Origin of the sequence: Streptomyces sp. NPDC048255, from assembly GCF_040652415.1 — a bacterium.
GTDB lineage: Bacteria > Actinomycetota > Actinomycetes > Streptomycetales > Streptomycetaceae > Streptomyces.
The window spans coordinates 152,781-170,109 of record NZ_JBEZMA010000009.1 but is presented as its reverse complement, the minus strand read 5'-3'; the positions used below and the strand labels follow the sequence as shown (position 1 = coordinate 170,109).

18 protein-coding genes and 1 pseudogene are annotated in these 17,329 nt (G+C 72.0%); 11 read left to right on the top strand and 8 right to left on the bottom strand.

Annotated features, from left to right (window positions below; all coding sequences use genetic code 11):
* Window positions 1-4: 4 nt before the first annotated feature.
* Window positions 5-592 carry a GNAT family N-acetyltransferase gene (locus AB0D94_RS11090; protein WP_362049046.1) on the top strand — a complete coding sequence of 196 codons (588 nt, stop codon included), beginning with the start codon at window positions 5-7 and terminating at the stop codon, window positions 590-592.
* A gap of 98 nt (window positions 593-690) precedes the next feature.
* On the opposite strand, the gene AB0D94_RS11085 is transcribed toward AB0D94_RS11090, so the two are convergent.
* From AB0D94_RS11085 to AB0D94_RS11075, 3 genes are all read right to left on the bottom strand, one after another.
* Entirely contained in the window at window positions 691-1,095 is a 405-nt protein-coding gene (locus tag AB0D94_RS11085) for a hypothetical protein (protein ID WP_362049043.1), read from the bottom strand.
* A gap of 256 nt (window positions 1,096-1,351) precedes the next feature.
* Window positions 1,352-1,492, bottom strand: coding sequence for a hypothetical protein (locus AB0D94_RS11080; protein ID WP_362049040.1), 141 nt, complete (start codon window positions 1,490-1,492; stop codon window positions 1,352-1,354).
* 264 nt (window positions 1,493-1,756) lie between these two features.
* On the bottom strand, window positions 1,757-2,425 hold the full coding sequence (locus AB0D94_RS11075) for a hypothetical protein (protein WP_362049037.1): 669 nt from the start codon (window positions 2,423-2,425) through the stop codon (window positions 1,757-1,759).
* A gap of 168 nt (window positions 2,426-2,593) precedes the next feature.
* Between AB0D94_RS11075 and AB0D94_RS11070 the strand changes: the two genes are divergently transcribed.
* From AB0D94_RS11070 to AB0D94_RS11060, 3 genes and pseudogenes are all read left to right on the top strand, one after another.
* On the top strand, window positions 2,594-3,064 hold the full coding sequence (locus tag AB0D94_RS11070) for a hypothetical protein (protein ID WP_362049034.1): 471 nt from the start codon (window positions 2,594-2,596) through the stop codon (window positions 3,062-3,064).
* A 172-nt stretch (window positions 3,065-3,236) separates the two neighbouring features.
* Window positions 3,237-3,520, top strand: a pseudogene (locus AB0D94_RS11065) (MFS transporter); the annotation flags it as partial.
* A 96-nt stretch (window positions 3,521-3,616) separates the two neighbouring features.
* Window positions 3,617-4,360 (top strand): SDR family oxidoreductase, encoded by a 744-nt coding sequence (locus AB0D94_RS11060; RefSeq protein ID WP_362049031.1) that lies wholly within the window; start codon window positions 3,617-3,619, stop codon window positions 4,358-4,360.
* Window positions 4,361-4,407: 47 nt separating this feature from the next.
* Here AB0D94_RS11060 and AB0D94_RS11055 read toward each other — a convergent pair whose 3' ends face one another.
* Window positions 4,408-5,097, bottom strand: a complete 690-nt coding sequence (locus tag AB0D94_RS11055) for a helix-turn-helix domain-containing protein (protein WP_362049028.1) — start codon at window positions 5,095-5,097, stop codon at window positions 4,408-4,410.
* A 128-nt stretch (window positions 5,098-5,225) separates the two neighbouring features.
* On the opposite strand from AB0D94_RS11055, the gene AB0D94_RS11050 reads away from it, so the two are divergent.
* The 7 genes from AB0D94_RS11050 (at window position 5,226) to AB0D94_RS11020 (ending at window position 13,121) form a co-directional block, all read left to right on the top strand.
* On the top strand, window positions 5,226-7,028 hold the full coding sequence (locus AB0D94_RS11050) for an amidohydrolase (protein WP_362049025.1): 1,803 nt from the start codon (window positions 5,226-5,228) through the stop codon (window positions 7,026-7,028).
* A 50-nt stretch (window positions 7,029-7,078) separates the two neighbouring features.
* Entirely contained in the window at window positions 7,079-8,743 is a 1,665-nt protein-coding gene (locus tag AB0D94_RS11045) for an ABC transporter substrate-binding protein (RefSeq protein WP_362049022.1), read from the top strand.
* Window positions 8,740-9,708, top strand: a complete 969-nt coding sequence (locus AB0D94_RS11040; protein WP_362049020.1) for an ABC transporter permease — start codon at window positions 8,740-8,742, stop codon at window positions 9,706-9,708. Before AB0D94_RS11045 ends, AB0D94_RS11040 begins: the two co-directional genes overlap by 4 nt.
* A complete protein-coding gene (locus tag AB0D94_RS11035) occupies window positions 9,705-10,622 on the top strand; it encodes an ABC transporter permease (protein ID WP_362049018.1) in 918 nt (305 codons plus the stop codon). Before AB0D94_RS11040 ends, AB0D94_RS11035 begins: the two co-directional genes overlap by 4 nt.
* Window positions 10,619-11,650 (top strand): ABC transporter ATP-binding protein, encoded by a 1,032-nt coding sequence (locus AB0D94_RS11030; RefSeq protein ID WP_362049015.1) that lies wholly within the window; start codon window positions 10,619-10,621, stop codon window positions 11,648-11,650. The genes AB0D94_RS11035 and AB0D94_RS11030 overlap by 4 nt, the downstream gene beginning before the upstream one ends.
* Window positions 11,647-12,525: an ATP-binding cassette domain-containing protein gene (locus tag AB0D94_RS11025; RefSeq protein ID WP_362049011.1), complete on the top strand. Its 879-nt coding sequence runs from the start codon at window positions 11,647-11,649 to the stop codon at window positions 12,523-12,525. Before AB0D94_RS11030 ends, AB0D94_RS11025 begins: the two co-directional genes overlap by 4 nt.
* A 191-nt stretch (window positions 12,526-12,716) precedes the next feature.
* Window positions 12,717-13,121: a GNAT family N-acetyltransferase gene (locus AB0D94_RS11020; RefSeq protein ID WP_362049008.1), complete on the top strand. Its 405-nt coding sequence runs from the start codon at window positions 12,717-12,719 to the stop codon at window positions 13,119-13,121.
* Window positions 13,122-13,146: 25 nt separating this feature from the next.
* Here AB0D94_RS11020 and AB0D94_RS11015 read toward each other — a convergent pair whose 3' ends face one another.
* From AB0D94_RS11015 to AB0D94_RS11000, 4 genes are all read right to left on the bottom strand, one after another.
* Window positions 13,147-13,458, bottom strand: coding sequence for an NIPSNAP family protein (locus tag AB0D94_RS11015; RefSeq protein ID WP_362049006.1), 312 nt, complete (start codon window positions 13,456-13,458; stop codon window positions 13,147-13,149).
* 8 nt (window positions 13,459-13,466) lie between these two features.
* Complete coding sequence (locus tag AB0D94_RS11010) at window positions 13,467-14,096, bottom strand: hypothetical protein (protein WP_362049003.1); 630 nt, start codon at window positions 14,094-14,096, stop codon at window positions 13,467-13,469.
* Window positions 14,097-14,281: 185 nt separating this feature from the next.
* A complete protein-coding gene (locus tag AB0D94_RS11005; protein ID WP_362049000.1) occupies window positions 14,282-16,294 on the bottom strand; it encodes an RICIN domain-containing protein in 2,013 nt (670 codons plus the stop codon).
* 394 nt (window positions 16,295-16,688) lie between these two features.
* Window positions 16,689-17,117 carry a nuclear transport factor 2 family protein gene (locus AB0D94_RS11000; RefSeq protein ID WP_362048997.1) on the bottom strand — a complete coding sequence of 143 codons (429 nt, stop codon included), beginning with the start codon at window positions 17,115-17,117 and terminating at the stop codon, window positions 16,689-16,691.
* Window positions 17,118-17,329 lie beyond the last annotated feature (212 nt).

Sequence of the window (17,329 nt, the reverse complement as noted above, 5' to 3'; positions counted from 1 at the left end):
CGCGATGATCTCCAACTCAGGCATACCAGCAGTCGTTCCCGCAGGCCGGATGGCCACCATGGAGCAGCCGGTGCTCCGTCTCCCCAGCGGCCTGGAACTGCGTCCCTGGCGTCCCTCCGACGCCGACGTCCTGGTGGCAGCCGGCCAGGATCCCGGCATCCGCCAGTGGAACCGGCTGCTGCTGGAGACACCCGAAGACGCGCGCCGGAGGATAGAACGCATGCACGAGCGCTGGCGGGCCGAGATGAGCGCGATGTGGGCCATCGCCCGACCGGGTGGCGAGGCGGTGGGACTGATCGGTTGGGGCGACATCGACCTCACCGGTGGCAGCGCCGAAATCGTCTACTGGATCCTACCCGGGGCGCGCGGTGGTGGGGTGGTGGTGGAGGCCACGCAACGCGTCAGCGAGTGGGCCCTCAACGACCTCGGCCTGCACCGTCTGCGCCTGTGCCACTCGGTGGCCAACCCGGCATCCTGCCGTGTGGCCGACAAGGCCGGATACTCCCTCGAAGGCACCATGCGCAGCGCACTGCTGCACGCGGACGGATGGCACGACGAGCACCTGCACGCTCTCGTCCAGGGAGACATCTGATCCTGCGGCGGAGGACCAACCTCTGGGTTCTCGGCGGTCACCGGCGGCAACGGCAGCACGCGGTGGGCCGGTCCGGGCGTGCTCGGAAGGCGTCGGTGTCAGGCTGCGGTCGGGCCCGGCCCGTTGCGTCGTCCCGCCCGTGTCAGGGAGGCGATCAGGGCGGACAGGGCGAAGGTCGCCGCGAGGCTTGCCATCATGACCATGCCCACGCCGATCACGAAGAGGCCGCTGGCGTCGTCCGACCAGTCGTAGAAGGCGGCGGCGGTCAGACCGGCCGATATGCCGAGCGAGGCGACCACGACGTGGCCCCGGGACGCGGCCCAGTACAGCGGTGCCAGCAGGGTCAGCACCAACCCGATCACCTGCCAGGCCTCGTAGGGGCCGGTCACCGAGCCGTCGGGGTGGACGTCGCGGTGCTGGTCCCAGCCCAGCCAGGCGGCCCATGCCGCGGCGGCTATGAGAACCAGCAGGTAGGGAGCGAGTTTCAGTGATCTCTGGCGCATGCCACAAGTATCCCGGACCGCCCCGGGCCGGCGGCAGAGCGCACGTACTCACCTCCCTTTGAGTACCCCGGCCGCGATGCGCCGGCGAGGCGTTCCTCAGCGGGGAGACGAGCGACGAGGAGCTGATAGCGGCCTGCACCGCGACCCAGCTACTGCCAACCGCGACCCCGAGCCCTTCCCTGTGCCCTGGTGCGGCGGTCGTCCTGTCCGCCGACCGCCGACCCCAGGGCGGGGTCAGTACGGGGGACAACACGGATCAGGACGGCAGGGTCTCGCCGTCGACCTCGCGCCAGAAGGCGTCGACCCGTGCGTTGAACAGGTCCGGGGACTCCTGGAACGGCTGGTGGGCCTCCTCCGGCATGACCTCGAAGCGGGCGCCCGGGATGGCGTCGGCCACGCCCCCCCCGGTTGTCGAAGGCGATGACCCGGTACCGGTCCGACAACCCGTCGAGCTGCGCCTGCCACGCCTCGGCGGGGTCGCTCAGCCCGGCGATCAGCAGGACGTCGGGGCCTTGGCCGCGGGTCTCGGTCCAGATCGTGGTTCCGTTGGCTTCGACGTACTCACCCATGGAATGCACCTCCGGCCCCATCGTCCCCTCTGCCGGTCGTTGATCGAATACCGCCGCGCCGCGCGGGCTCCCGAACACCCGCCGCCCGCCGCCTACGGAGTCTCGGCCACGAACTCCGCGTCGCCGTACCGGACCTCGGCCGTCTTCCAGTCGACGCCGAGGCCGGCCGTGAACTTCTGCGCGAGCGCCAGGTCGGCGAGCGGGGCCACCAGGATGAGCTTTCCGCCGAGCGTGACCGAGCCGCCGCCGAGGCGCTCGCGGGCCTCGGGGTCCGCGAGCAGTGCGTCGTGCAGGGCGGTCCGGCTGACACCGGGGGCCTGGATCTCCACCGAGTCCGTGTCCGGCGAGGTGCGCGCCAGGCAGCGGAACGTCAGCACCGACTCCTGCTGGTAGTCCTTGCGGATGACGTCGGCGATGTGGCGCAGCCCGGCGGGGCCGACCCTGTTGACGTCGAACTCGCGCGAGCGCTCGTACGTGGCCTTGTTGAGGTCGCCGGACCAGAAGACGCCGTCGAGCAGGGTCGAGGCGCCGGGCTGCGCGCCGTGGGTGCGGATGATGCCGCGCACCTCCCGTTCGAATCGCGTCAGGCGGGTCTTCAGCCGCGCGTCGTCCGGGTCCGTGATGACCGCGGTGTTGTCCGTGGCGAAGATCTCCGCCGTCGCCGCGCAGCCACGGGCCGCGGGCCTCGCCTCCGCCGTCCCCGCGCCCGCAACCACCACGACCATGGCTCCCGCCGCGGCCAGGATGCGCAACTGCCTCATGTCCCAACTCCCTTTCCGTAGGCGGCACCAGCCTAGGGGGTGCCTCGCCGATCACGCCGGAGGCGGCGGGTCTTGGCCGATGAGGCGCCGTTGACCCTGGTGCGACAGCGGTGCGAGCGTCAACGCGCAGTTGTGCCAAGGGACGTCAGCAGTGTGGGAGGGGTAGTCATGACAGTGCGTTCACTCAGGCTCTCGGCGGTGGCGCTGGTCGCCGCAGGGGCGATCGTGGCCGTCGGCGCGGTGGGTCCGGTGCAGGCGGCCGAGGCTCCCGGCGGACGCCCCGCGGCGGTCTCCGCCGAGGCGCTGCCGGCCGATCCGACCCCGGAGGAGCAGGAACGGCTGCGCGAGATCGCGGCGTCCATCTGGACTCCGCAACTGGCGGCGGGCTGGAACATGAACGCCGAGGTCGCGGACGTCCTGTCGGAGGTGACCGGCGGCATCCTCAAGTGCTCCGAGGCCTTCGCCCTCGTGCCGAGGCCCCCGGGCTTCGTGCCCGGGCTGAGCTACCTGCGTCAGTACTGGAAGCAGATCAGGGACTACTTCTTGGTCGTCAAGGAGAACCGCACCTACCGCGCCTGCGTGGTCTCCGCGGCCGCGCACTACCGCTCGATCATCGAAATGGCCTCGGCCGGGATCTAGTAACCGCCGACCCGCGGACCCACTGGTCGAAGCACCGGCTGCGGGGCTCGAACGAGCTCCGCAGCCGGGTGTCACTTCGCTGACCGACACCTACAACGAGCGGCGCTGACACCGGTCACGGGTCGTCGGCGGAAAGGTCCGGCCCTTTCTGGAACGGCCGGCTCTACCTCAAGGCGTGGTCGGCGTCACGATGAACCCTGCGTGATCACCCGGGTCCAGCGCACCGCGAACGCCCGGCCGCTGGTCAATACCGTGCACTCCTCCTTCATCACTCTCGGCATCGTCATCGGCTCCTGGCCGGGCGGTGTCGGCATCAACGCCTACGGGCTCCGCGCGCCGCTCGTACTCGGCGTGATCATGGCCTTCCTCGGCCCCTTCACCCTGCTGCCGGACCTGCGGGCCACGAAGGACACCGCTGCCGCCGCCGCACCCGAGCGGCAGCCCGTCGCAGCCTGAGCCCGGCCCTCCTCCGAACCGGAGTCGGAACCGGAACCGGACCGAAGCCGGGCCCGGAACACTCGGCACCCCTTGAACAGAAAAGGAATCACTGTGATGACCACTCTCCACGGCGTGGCCCTGGTGACCGGCGGGTCCCGCGGCATCGGCGCCGAGATCGCCCGCACCCTCGCCGCCCACGGCGCCGACGTCGCGATCACCTACCGGTCGAACAAGGACCAGGCCGAAGAGGTCGCCGGGCAGGTACGGGACCTCGGACGCCGGGCCGTGGCCGTCGAGGCCGACGCCGCCGACGCGGAGGCCGTCACCGCCGCCGTGCAGCGGGTCGTCCGCGAACTGGGCCCCGTACGGATCCTCGTCAACAACGCCGGATACGCGGACATGACCTGCCCGCCGCTCGCGGAGGTGCCGCTCGCCACCCTCGACCGGACCCTGGACATCAACGCCCGCGGCGCCTTCCTCACCGCGCAGGCCGTCTCCTTGGCCATGCCCGACGGCGGACGCATCGTCAACGTCGGCTCCGGCCTGGCCACGCGGGTTCCCGCCGCGGGCTTCACCCCGTACGCCATGTCGAAGGCCGCCCTCCACGGCCTGACCCTGGGCCTCGCCCGCGATCTCGGGAGCCGTGCCATCACCGTCAACCTGGTGGCGCCCGGCTCGGTCGACACCGATATGAACCCGGCCGACGGTCCCTCCGCCGACTTCCAGCGGGCGCTGAACATCTCCGGGCGCTACGGCCGGGCGGCGGAGGTCGCGAGCGCGGTCCTCTACCTGGCCGGCGACGAGGCCTCCTTCATCACGGGCACCACCCTGACCGTGGACGGCGGAGCCAACGTGTGAGCCGCCGGCCGCCGTTCGGGAAGCCCTGACACGGGCGCCGGCTCACCTCAGCCGAGTTCCTGGGCCCGGCGTTCGATCGCGGTGATCAGTGCCTCGACCCGGGCCAGGAAGATCTGCTCGTCCGTCACCTCGGCCAGCTCGGTGCTCAGCCGGGTGATGTTCGGGAACCCCTGGGCGTCGACCAGGCGGTACTCGCGGCTCCAGGAGGACTCGTCGGCCGCCCTGATGTCCGGGTCGAACAGCAGGTACGCCGCGCGCTGGCCGACGAAGGCCAGGAGGGAGTCCCCGACCATCCGGTAGTGGACGGCCGCCTCCGCCCCGTCCAGCCCGGCCTCCATGACGGCTCCCAGGATGAGCTCGACGACCCGGAACTCGTTGGGCCTCCTGGTCGTCCGGCTGGCCATGGTCGATCCGACCACCGGGTATTTGAGCGCGACCTCCAGGGATCCGGCGGCGAGCGCCCGCAGCCGGTCCTTCCAGTCCAGGCCCTCGGGAATGCTGTCGAGCACTTCGCCGAGGGTGCGGTCCGCGACGGACAGCAGCAGCTCGTCCTTGTCGCGGAAGTGCCGGTAGATCGCGGTGGGGTCGGCACCCAGCTCCTCGCCGAGCCGCCGGACGGTGAAGGCGTCCTCGCTGCCGCGGGCCGCGATGCGCAGGCTCGCCTCGATGATCGCATCGGGCGTGAGCTGGCTGCCCGAGCGCTTGGACCGGGCGGGTGTGTCGGATGACTTCGGCATGGTGCGGCCAGTGTATCGATTTGGAAGGGAGCTGGCGCAACACCGTTGACAACAATGTTGCGCTCCCGTTCACTCCTCCTCAACAACACGCCGTGCGGGTCTGCCCCGCCGAGCCGGAGGATGCGTCGATGGCCAACAACAGTCAGCGGACCGGGCAGCGGGCCGACACCGTCTTCGTCGGAGGAAAGGTCTTCACCGGCACCGCGGACGCCCCCGTCGACGCCGCCGTCGCCATCGGGGGAGGCCGGATCATCGCCGTCGGCGAGGAGAGCGCGGTCCGCTCGCTCGCGGACGGCGGCACCGAGGTCGTGGACCTGGCGGGCGGCCTGCTCCTCCCCGGCTTCCAGGACGCGCACGTCCACCCCGTGGTGGCCGGCGTCCAGATGCTCAGCTGCGACCTGTCCGAGCAGCACACCATCGAGGGCTACCTGGCCGTGGTGGCCCGGTACGCCAAGGACCACCCCGAGGCCGCCTGGATCCGCGGCGGAGGCTGGTCGATGGACGTCTTCCCCGGCGGTACGCCCACCCGCGCCGTACTCGACGAGGTCGTACCCGACAGGCCCGTCATGCTCACCAACCGCGACGGCCACGGCGCCTGGGTCAACACCCGTGCCTTCGAACTCGCGGGCCTCGACCGCACCACCCCGGACCCGGTGGACGGCCGGATCGAGCGGGAGCCGGACGGCACCCCGGCCGGCACCCTCCAGGAGGGCGCCATGGACCTGGTGGCCCGCCACGTCCCCCTCCCCACCGCGGACGAGGCCTACGCCGGCCTGCTCGCCGCGCAGGAGCACCTGCTCTCCCTCGGCGTGACCAGCTGGCAGGACGCCATGGTCGGCGCCTTCCCCGGCCACCCCGACAACTTCGGCGTCTACCTGCGCGCCGCCCGCGAGGACTCCTTGCGCGTACGCGTCGTCGGCGCCCTGTGGTGGGACCGGGAACGCGGCCTGGAGCAGATCCCCGAACTGGAGGAACGCCGCCGTACCGGCCGGGTGGGCCGCTTCCGCGCCACCAGCGTGAAGATCATGCAGGACGGCATCGCCGAGAACTTCACCGCCGGAATGCTGGAGCCCTACCTCGACGGCTGCGGCTGCGCCACGCGGAACTCCGGCCTCAGCTTCATCGAACCGGAACTGCTCGCCCAGGCGGTGCGCCTCCTGGACCGTGCGGGGTTCCAGGTCCACTTCCACGCCCTGGGCGACCGTGCCGTCCGCGAGGTGCTGGACGCCCTCGCCGCGGCCCGTGAGGCCAACGGGGCCAACGACAACCGCCACCACCTCGCCCACCTCCAGGTAGTCCACCCCGACGACATCGCGCGCTTCGCCCAGCTGGGGGCGGCCGCGAACATCCAAGCGCTGTGGGCCGCGCACGAACCGCAGATGGACGAGCTGACCATCCCCTTCCTCGGACCCGAACGCGCCGCCCTCCAGTACCCGTTCGGCGACCTGCGCCGTGCCGGGGCCCGGCTCGTCGCCGGCAGCGACTGGTCGGTGAGCAGCCCCAACCCGCTCTGGGGCATCCACGTGGCCGTCAACCGGGTCGTACCCGAAGAGACGGCTACGGAGACGGATGCCGGGAGGGCCACGGAGACGGATACCGGGAGGGCCACGGAGACGGATACCGGGACGGCTGCCGAGTCGGTTGCCGGGACCCCCGCGAGGCCCCTCGCCGAGCCGGCCCCGACCGCACCCGTCGCAGCGTTCTTCCCCGAGCAGGCCTTGACCCTCGCCGAGGCGCTGACCGCCTACACCGCCGGAAGCGCCTGGGCGAACCACCTCGACGAGGTCACCGGCACCGTCGAGGTGGGCAAGTACGCGGACCTCGTCGTCCTGGACCGGGATCCCTTCGCCCACCCCAGCGAGGAGATCGCCCGGACCCGGGTGAGCCGGACCTACGTCGACGGCGAACTCGTCTTCGCCGCGAGGCACTGAACGACCCCCTCCCCGCACCCCGCCCAGCTCACCCCTCACGGAGGCAGACGATGCCCTCAGCCCGATCGAGCGCGCCCCGCCCCGCACGGCTCCGCCACGCCGTAGCGGCCGCCCTCGCCGCGGCCACGGTGCTCATCACGAGCGCGTGCAGCGGCACCACCCGCCAGGCGGACGAAGCCGCCACCGCCTACCAGCTCACCGACCGGACCCCGGCGGCCGCCGGAGACCTGGATTCCTTCACCTGGTCGATCTTCGCGGAGCCGACCACCATCGACTACGCCCACGCCTTCGACTACCCGCCCAACCAGATCCTCGCCAACGTCTGCGAGAGCCTGCTGCGCTGGAACCCCGACCTCACGACCTCCCCGAACCTCGCGGCCTCGTACGCCAATCCCACCCCCACCACCTGGGTCTACCAGATCCGTCCCGGCGTGCGCTTCCACGACGGGACGGCGCTCACCGCCGACGACGTCGTCGCCTCCCTGCGCCGCAACCTCGACCCGGAGACGGCCAGCGTCTGGGCCTACCCCTTCCGGAACGTGACCTCGGTCGACCGGACCGGCCCGATGGAGGTCACCGTCACCCTGGCCAAGCCCGACTCCCTGTTCAACCAGTACCTGGCCGCCAGCCCCGGCACCGTGGAGTCCGCCGCCACCCTCGCCGCGTCGGGCAAGGACTACGGCAACCCGCAGACCGGCGTGAACTGCACCGGCCCGTTCTCCTTCGCCTCCTGGACCTCCGGCCAGTCCCTCACCCTCAAGCGGTTCGACGACTACTGGAACCCCGAACTCAAGGCGAAGGCCGGACAGGCCAAGTTCGTCTTCCTCGCCGACCCGACGACCCGGGTCAACGCCTTCCAGAGCGGGGAGGTCGACGGCGGCTGGATGGTCCCGCCCAGCGCCTACGGCCAACTGCGCTCGAGCCAGGCCGGAACGCTCTACTTCGGCCGGAACACCACCGTCGCCGACGAGGTGGTCAGCAACCTGAAGGGCCCGCTGGGGGACGTCCGGGTGCGCCGTGCCCTGCTCATGGCCATTGACCGCGAGGGCATCGTCAAGGCCGGCGCCGGCGGGGTCGGGGACGTCGCCGGATCGCTGGTCACCGACAACCTGTGGAGCTCGGCGCCCGCCGCGGCCCGCGAGGGCATCCTCAAGGAGCTGCCGGACTACCCGTACGACCCGGCGAAGGCCAAGGCGCTGGCAGCCGAGGCCGGTGTCTCCGGCCAGAAGATCGTCATCGCGACCAGTCCGCTGGACTCCCAGACGACCATCATCACCCAGGCCGTCGCCCAGGCGGCCACGGCCATCGGGCTCAAGCCGCAGATCGACAGCATCTCCGCCGAGAAGTACACGGCCCTGTTCACCGACCCGGCCGCGCGCGAGGGCGTCGACCTCTTCCTCACCTTCTGGTACACCTCCGTCACCGACCCGCTGGACATGTACGGCTCGCTCCAGACCGGCTCGTTCAGCAACTACGGCGGCTGGTCCGACCCCGCCTTCGACGCCGCGGTCGACCGCGCCGTCGCCGCCCAGGAACCGGGCGAGCACGCGGCCGCCAACGCCGAGGCCCAGCGGATCGCCATGCGGGAACTGCCCTGGCTGCCCCTGTACACGCAGCCCGTGAGCGTCTTCCTGGGCAAGCGGATCACCGGAGTCCAGCCCTCCATCGCCTACCTGTACTACCCCTGGGCCGCCGAGATCGGAGCCAAGGGATGACCGTCGCAGCGGTCCGGGCCGGGCGCGTGCTGCGCCGGCTGGCCGGGATGGCGGCGACCCTGCTGGTCACCTCGTTCCTGGTGTTCTCCTCGCTGTACCTCGCGCCGGGCGACCCGGCCGCCTACCTCGTCCGGGGACGCAGCCCGAGCGCGGAGCAACTCGCCGAGATCCGACGGCAGTACGGCTTCGACGAACCGTTCCTGCTCCGGTACTGGAACTGGCTCGAAGGCGTCCTGCACGGCGACTTCGGCCGCTCCTACCTCTTCCACCAGGACGTCTCCGCCGTCATCTGGTCCCGCCTGCCCACCTCCCTGCTGCTGGTCGGGGTGTCCGCCCTGATGATCGCGGTGGTCGGCATCGGGGCCGGCGCGGTCGGAGCGCTGCGCAGGGGGACCCGTACCGACCGCACCCTGATGCTCCTGGTGACCGTAGGCGCCGCCGCACCCGCCTTCGCCGTCGCCCTCCTGCTCAGGTCGGTCCTGGGCGTCCAGCTCGGCTGGTTCCCCACCATCGGCAACGGCAGCGGCGTGCTCGACAGCCTGCACCACATCGTCCTGCCCGCCGTGGCGCTGTCCGTGACCTTCACGGCCCTGGTGACCCGGGTGACCCGCTCGGCCATGCTCGACGAACTGCGCCGCGAACACGTCGAAGTCGCCCTGAGCCGGGGGACACCCCGGCGGACCGTCATCCGGCGGCACGTGCTGCGCAACGCGCTGGGACCGATCGTGACGGTCTCCGCGCTGCTCGTCTCCGGAATGCTGGTCAGCACCGCGATCGTGGAGACCGCCTTCGGGATGTCGGGAGTCGGGTCCCTGCTCGTCCAGTCGGTGGACCAGCTGGACTTCCAGGTCGTACAGGCCATCGTGCTGCTCGTCGTGGCCGCGTTCGTCGTGGTCAACGCCCTCGTCGACCTCGTACACCCACTGATCGACCCGCGCGTGGCAGCAGGAGGGAGCGCCCGATGAGCCCGCAGGACACCCTCCCTTCCCCTTCCACCTCCCCGGCCACGGCGCCGCCCAAGGGCTCCGGGCGCACCCGGCCCACTCGGCTCGGGCGGCTCCGGGCCCTGGGCGGCAGCCCGCTCCAGCGGATCTGCCTGCTCCTGCTCGTCACCTTCCTGCTGGTCGCGCTGCTGGCACCCTGGCTCGCACCGCAGGACCCGACCTTCGGCCACCTCGGCGACAGCCTCCTGGGGCCGGGCGCCGGGCACTGGCTCGGGACCGACCAGGGCGGCCACGACACCCTCTCGGCGCTGATCGTCGGGACCCGGACCAGCCTCGCGGGACCGCTCGCGGTGGTGCTGTCCTCCACCGTCCTGGGCATCGCCGTGGGGCTGTTCGCCGCCTGGCGGGGCGGCTGGGTCGACACCGCCGTCGGCCGGGTGCTCGACGTCCTGTTCGCCTTTCCCGCCCTGCTCCTCGCCATCCTCGCCGTGGCCCTCTTCGGCAAGGGCATGACGGCCCCGGTGCTCGCCATGGCGCTCGCCTACATGCCGTACACCGCACGGCTCGTCCGGGGCCTCGCCGTGCGCGAGAAGGCCCGGCCCTACGTCGCCGCCTACCAGGTGCAGGGGCACTCCGCGCTGTTCGTCACCGTCCGCAGGATGCTGCCCAACATCGCGCCCACCCTGCTCGCGCAGTCGACCGTCAACTTCGGGTACGCGCTGCTCGACCTCGCCGCCCTGTCGTTCCTGGGGCTGGGCGTCCAGCCGCCGACCCCCGACTGGGGCGCCATGATCAACCAGGGGCAGGCGGCCGTACTCCAGGGGCAGCCGTTGTCCGCGGTGGTACCGGCCGTCGCGGTGGTCCTGGTGGTCGTCGCCTTCAACGTCGTCGGGGAGAACCTCGGCGACCGGCTCGCGGGAAGGGACGCCCGATGACACTGCTCGAGTACGAGGCCCTCAGCGTCACGCTGCCCGCGACGGCCCGGCCCGTCCTGGACGGGGTCAGCCTGACCGTCGCGGAAGGGGAGATCGTCGCCCTGGTCGGCGAGTCCGGCTCCGGCAAGTCGGTCACCGCCCGCGCCGCCCTCGGCCTGTTCCCCTCCGGAGCCGAGACCCGCGGCCGGGTCCGCGTCGACGGGACCGACCTCGTCGGCGCCGATGCCACGAGCCTGCGTGCGGTGCGTACCGCCAAGGCGTCGATGATCTACCAGGACCCCCGGGCCGCCATCAACCCGGTGCGCCGGGTCGGGGACTTCCTCACCGAGTCCCTGCGCCTGGTGCACGGCTGGCCCAAGGACCGGGCGAGGACCCGGGCGGCCGAACTCCTCGCCGCGGTCGGCCTGCCGGACCCCGTCCGGCACCTGGACCAGTACCCGCACGAACTGTCCGGCGGGATGCTCCAGCGCGTCGTGATCGCCGCCGCCCTCACCGCCGAACCCCGGCTGCTGCTGTGCGACGAACCGACCACCGCGCTCGACGTCAGCACCCAGGCCGAGATCCTCGCCGTCCTGGGAGGGCTGCGCCGCGAACGCGGCCTGGGCATGCTCCTCATCACCCACGACATCGAGCTCGCCGCCGCCGTCGGTGACCGGATCTACGTGATGTACGCGGGCCGCATCGTGGAGACGGCGCCCGTGGCGGAACTCTTCGCCTCGCCCCGGCACCCCTACACCGCCGGACTGCTCGGCTCCTCCCCGCCGCTGACGGGTCCGCCCGGCCCGCCGGCCCGGCTCATCCCCGTCCCGGGCTCTCCGATGGGCCTGCTGGAGTCCGTACCCGGCTGCGCGTTCGCACCGCGCTGCCGCTTCGCGCAGCCCGGCCGCTGCGACCAGTCCCCGCCGCCGCTCCAGCGGCAGGGCCCGGCCCTGGTCGCCTGCCACCGCGCCGAGGAACTCGCAGGCACCACCGCCTGGCCGGCCCTGGCGCACACCTCTTCCGTCCCGCCGTACAAGGAGGACAGTTGACCGCCGACCCGACCCCCGCGCCGCTGCTCGAGGTGAGCGGCCTGCGCAAGACCTACCGGACCGGCGGGACCGAGGTCGTCGCCGTCGACGACCTCTCCTTCGCCCTGCGGGCGGGAGGAGCGCTCGGCATCGTCGGGGAGTCCGGATCGGGGAAGACCACCACGGCCCGGATGCTGATCGGCCTGGAACGGCCGGACGCGGGCCGGATCCTCGTACAGGGCGAGCCGCTGGCCGCCGCGGTGCGCGGCAGGGCGGCCCGGCTGGCCCGGGCCAAGGCGGTCCAGATCGTGTTCCAGGACCCCTATCTCTCCCTGGACGCCCGGATCCCCGTAGGGGCGACCGTCGACGGCGTGCTGCGGCTGCACGGTGCCCACGACCGCGCGGCCCGCGCCGGACGGGTCACGGAGCTGCTGGACCAGGTCGGCCTCGGCGCCCGCGAGGCGGCGGCCCTGCCCCGCGGGCTCTCCGGCGGGCAGCGCCAACGCGCCGCGATCGCCCGGGCGCTGGCGGTGGAACCCGCCGTCCTGGTGCTCGACGAGGCGGTGTCCGCCCTGGACGTGTCGGTCCAGGCCCAGGTGCTCAACCTGCTGGCGGACATCCGGCGCGACACGGGCATCGGGCTGGTCTTCGTCAGCCACGACCTCGCGGTCATCCGGTACGTCTGCGACGAGGCGCTGGTCATGTACCGGGGCCGGACGATGGAGCACCGCCCCGTCGGCGAGCTCCTCACCTCCCCGGACCACCCCTACACCCGGCTGCTGCTGGCCTCCGTCCCCCGACCCGGCTGGGACCCCGACTCGATCAGCCGGCAACGCCGGGCCCTGGACCCGGCCGGCGCCGGAACCGCGAAGGGAGGCGGCACGTCCGGGACATGACGGGACGGCGCCCCACATACCGTGCGTGGCCGTTTCGTGCCCGGCAACGGTCTTGCCCGGCAACGGCCTTGCCCGGCAACGGCCTTGCCCGGCAACGGCCTTGCCCGGTACCCGGCCGTGGTCGCGATACTGATCATGCCGGCCTGGGCGGCCGCCGCACCGACACGACCGACGGGGAAGAGGAAGAGAACATGTCCTACGAGATCAGGCCCGGCCTGCCGGACATCGAGACGTACCGCCGGCTGCGGGGCGACACCGGGCTCGGCGCGAAGACCGTGGAGGGAGCGGCGATCGGGCTGCCGAACTCCTGGTACTGCGTGACGGTCGAACACGCCGGGCAGACGGTCGGCATGGGACGGATCATCGGCGACGGCGGATGCTTCCTGCAGATCGTCGACATCTGCGTCCTCCCGGACCACCAGGGCCGCGGCCTGGGCAAGCAGATCATGGCCGAGCTCTCCGCGGAGCTCGGGCGCCGGGCGCCGCAGGGTACGTACGTCTCCCTGATCGCCGACGGCGACGCCCGCCACCTCTACGCGAAGTACGGCTTCGCGGAGACCGCGCCCGCTTCCGTGGGCATGGCCCGCCTGCTGTGAGGCCGCCGCGCCACCGCCTCCGGCCTCAGGGAGTGTCCTCCAGGGGCCGGAGGAAGCGGCGCTCGTAGCGCTTGATGCAGCGGGTCCTGCGCGCCAGTTCGAAGGCCTCCTGGCATTCAGGGTCGGACATGCTGTCCGTGCGGTACTGCTCGTAGGCGGCGAGACCGGGGAAGGAGAAGAGGGCGTAGGCGATGTCGCTGTCGCCCTCACTGGGCAGGAAGTAGCCGTGGTGGGTCCCGCCGAAACGGTTCACCAGCCGGACCCAGCGCCGCCCGTACTCCTCGAAGTCCGCGAGCTTGTCGGCGTCGATCTCGTACTTCAGATGAATGGTGATCATGTCCCCCATCATGACGCGCCCCGCGCCCGGCGTGCCCGCCGCCGACGGAGCAGGAGGCCTACGGCCGCGCCCGCCAGGGCCGTCGCCGCCACGCCTGCGGTCGTCCACCAGACGGAATGGCCCGGGGCGGCGGACTCGGCTTGCGCGTCCGTCTGAGCAGTGGATGCGGACGCGGACGCGGAGGCGGACGAGGGCGTGGGCGCCGACGCGGACGGTGTGACGGGAGCCGGCACCGTCGTGGGGGCCGCGGTCGGCGCCGGGTCCACCACCGGTACACCGACTTCGAGCTCGCCGTGCCCGAGGGCCGGGAACCCGACGTCGACCGAGACCTTCCACGAACCGGGCGGCAGCACCTCGGCCGTGGTCCAGCCGGCGGGCGGGGCGGCGGGATCGCGGACCAGCCGCCAGGGGCCCAAGGAGCGGGTGCCGTCGCCGCTGACGGCGTTCACGGTGGCGGCGACTGCCTCGTCGACGGGGTCCCCGTCGTTCTCCCAGGTGATCTCGGCGGTGACATGGCCCTCCCGCTGCCCGGTCACCACCACCTTCACGGTGTCGCCGTGGGCGTGGGCGGTGGTGGGGATCAGGAGCATCAGGCCGAGGGCGGTCAGGACGGCAGGGAAAGCGAGTCTTGTGCGCATCGTCGCGGTCCTCCGGGGGGGTGAGGGGTGGGAGGCGGACGGCCGCACGGGGCGGCCGTCCGCCGGAGTGGATCACGGCGTCAGGACGACGGGTTCAGCCGGTTGCCCGGTTGCCCGGTTGCCCGGTCGGTCGGTCGGCCGATCGGCCGGTCGTCCGTGTCGCCCGGTCGTCCAGGCCGGACGGGTCAGCCGGCCTTCTGGAGGGTCCAGGCCTGCGCCGGACGCCCGTCCGCGCGCTGGAGGTCGAGCAGCCAGGTCCCGTAGTAGGGGCGGCTGCTCACCGTGAGGGCGAAGCCGCCGCTCGGGTCCGTGACGGTCACCGCGCCGCCGCGGGACGACAGCCGCCAGGCCTGCGCCCCGTCCGAGCCGCACGGCTGCTGGGCCACCCACATGCCCGCGGCGGGGGTACCGCCCGGCTGGAGGCACTTGCCGGAGACCGCGGACCGGATGCGGACCTGCCCGCCGCCCGCGTCGTCGAACGACCACTGCTGCTGCGCGTAGCCGTTGGCACGGGACCCGACGAGCACCGTGCCGTCGGCGGTGCGGCCGCCCCACAGTTCGGCGGCCATGCCGGTGCTGCCGTTGCCGAGCACGTAGCGGGCGCCGGGAGTGGTGGCGCCGCCGCCCGTGCGCGCCGTACGGAAGGACGCGGCCTTGCCGGGGCCGCTGTCCCGGCCGGAGCCGTCACGGACGGAGACGGCGACCGTGTACTCGGTGTCGGGCTGGAGGTTGTAGATCCGCAGCACCTGCGACTGGACCCAGGTCAGGTGCTTTCCGTTCAGCATGACCTGGTACCAGGCGGCGCCCTCGACCTTGGGCCAGCTCACCACGGCGGAGTCCGGCTGGATCTGACCGGTGGTCACGGCCGGTCCGCCGCCGGGCTTCTTGGTCGGCGTGGGGGTGGGCTTCTTCGTCGGGGTCGGCGTCGGGTTCGGACCGGGGTCGGTGCCGCCACCGCCCTTGCTCCGCATCAGGAACTGGTTGTCGGCGATGTTCCAGTGCGTGGCCAGGTAGCTTCCGGCCTTGGGACTGGTGTGGAAGTAGTCGTCGTGGTTGCAGTCCAGGATGTTCTCGGCCGCCTGGTTGGTGCAGACGTTGCGCATCTTGGGGTAGTGCGGGCTGTCGGAGTAGCACATGACGTCGAACTCGTCGGTGCAGTGGGCGCCCAGGCTGGTGTTCGGGGCACTGTTGTTGACCGCGCCGAGGTTGTGCCCGAGCTCGTGGGCGGCGGTGTGGCCGCCCCAGCAGCCGGAGTCCGTACGGCCGTATGACGGGCCGAAGTTGCTCTGGTTCGCCTGCCCGGGCCGCTCGTCACCGGCGAAGGTGCCGATGCCGCAGTACACCTGCGAGTCGGCGAAGATCATGTACTTGCGGTCCCGGCGGTCGAGGCCCTTCGCGGCGAGCGCCCTGTTGGTCGCGCTGAACTCGGCCAGTGCGGAGTCCGGGAGTTCGATGTTGAGCACCGTCGGGGTGCAGTCGGCGGCCGTCACGTAGCGGATGTGGCGTACTCCGCCGGTCTCCTGGGCGCTCGCCGAGTAGATGAGGTCGGCGTCGGCCGCCCACTTGCGGAACGAGGCGACGTACTCGGAATAGCGGTCGCGTCCGGGACCGTGGATGTACACGACCTGGACGCGGTTGCCGGTGCTGCCGTCGCCCTCGCACTGGACGGTCTGCCCGGCGGGGCCGGCCGCGACGGCCTGGCTGCCCCCCGAGGCCTCCGGTGCCGGGGCGGCAGCGGCGGTCTTGGCGGCACTCGCGTCGGCGGCGGGCGCGTCCTGAGGACGCCCGCCCTCCTGCGAGGCGGCCGGGTCCTCGGTCGCGGGGCGGGCCGGATCGGCCGCCGGGGCCGACGCCTTGACGGCCGGCGGGATGTCCTTCTTGATGTCGACGCCCTTGGACGGGGCGTCGGGGCCGTGGGTACAGTGACCGGCTTCGGTGCGGTAGACGCCGGTACAGGGGTCGCCCTTCGGCGCCGCCTTGAGGCCGTCGTAGATCATGCCGCGCGCGTCCTCGTTCGCGGGCGCGTCCGCGATGGGTTCGGGCTCCTGGTCCCGGGCCGGGGCGGCGGCCGGTGCGGAGGCCTCCGCTGCCGCGGCCTGTGCGGGGGTCCCCGCCTGGGCGTCGTCGCCGAGTCCGGAGTAGGCGATGCCCGCGGCCATCACCGCCGCCGTGGCCATGGCGGCGGTGAGGAGTATCAACCGCCGGGGTTTGCGCCGGTGTTCGGGCCGTCTGCGTCGTCCTGTCATGGGCACCTCAAATCGAGATCGGAAGACTGGGTGCGCGGAAGCCTGCCAGACGAATGCGCCGAAGAATTCGGACAAAGTGGAGCGCGCTTCGAGAAATCGTTCCGTTACCTGTGGGTCAGATTTGACGAACCGTCAATCATCAATAAAACAAAGGGAGTTACGCGCGTAGGGTGGCAATGGTCCAGGCCTTTTAAGGACAGTCGTTATCAAATCGAGATAAGGGATGTATGCTTATTGACGGGAATTCAGTCAGGGATTCACCTAATTACTACCTGTCGAATTCCCTCGGTCACGACCCGTGAGGCCCGAGCGCCCCGGCAGGGACCGCGGCACCTCGATCGCCTCGTCAGACCGCCGGATCTCCGGTTCCGCCGGGAGGAACGCCCGGGGCCGTGCGGGGCGGGAGACCGAGCGCCCGCCGTTGCCGCGGAGTGTCCGCGTACACCCGCCACTCGGTGACGGTCGGGCCCGTCACGCGGGCCGTCCACAGCGCCGGGCCCGCCAGCTCCGGCCGGGAGCACACCGAGTACCCGCACACCGCGACGACACCCTCCCGCGCGGCCGACCCGGTGAAGACGTTGCGGTAGTCGGGGAAGGCCGCGAAGAAACCGCGCCACGCCTCGATGCACGCCGGCCGCCCGCGGACCGTGCCGCCCTCGGAGTCGACGAAGGTGTGGTCCTCGGACATCAGCGCCGCCAGGCCGACGAGATCCCGGCTGTTGATCGCGGCGTTGAAGCGGCTGACGACAGCCACCGCATCCCCGTCCACGTCCACGCGCCTCCTCGCTCCTCCTCCTCCTTTGTAGCGCTCCGTCGCCCGCGGCGCGTGCACCGGACGGCGGGCAGGCGGGCGATGGCGTCCACGCCTCGACCGGGGATGGCCCGTGATCGAGGTCTGCGCATGGATTTCATGTTGATCACCGGACGTCGCTGGTGGAAGGTAGGACGGTGCGAAAGAGTGACGTCAGGCGCTGTGACCTGGCTGTT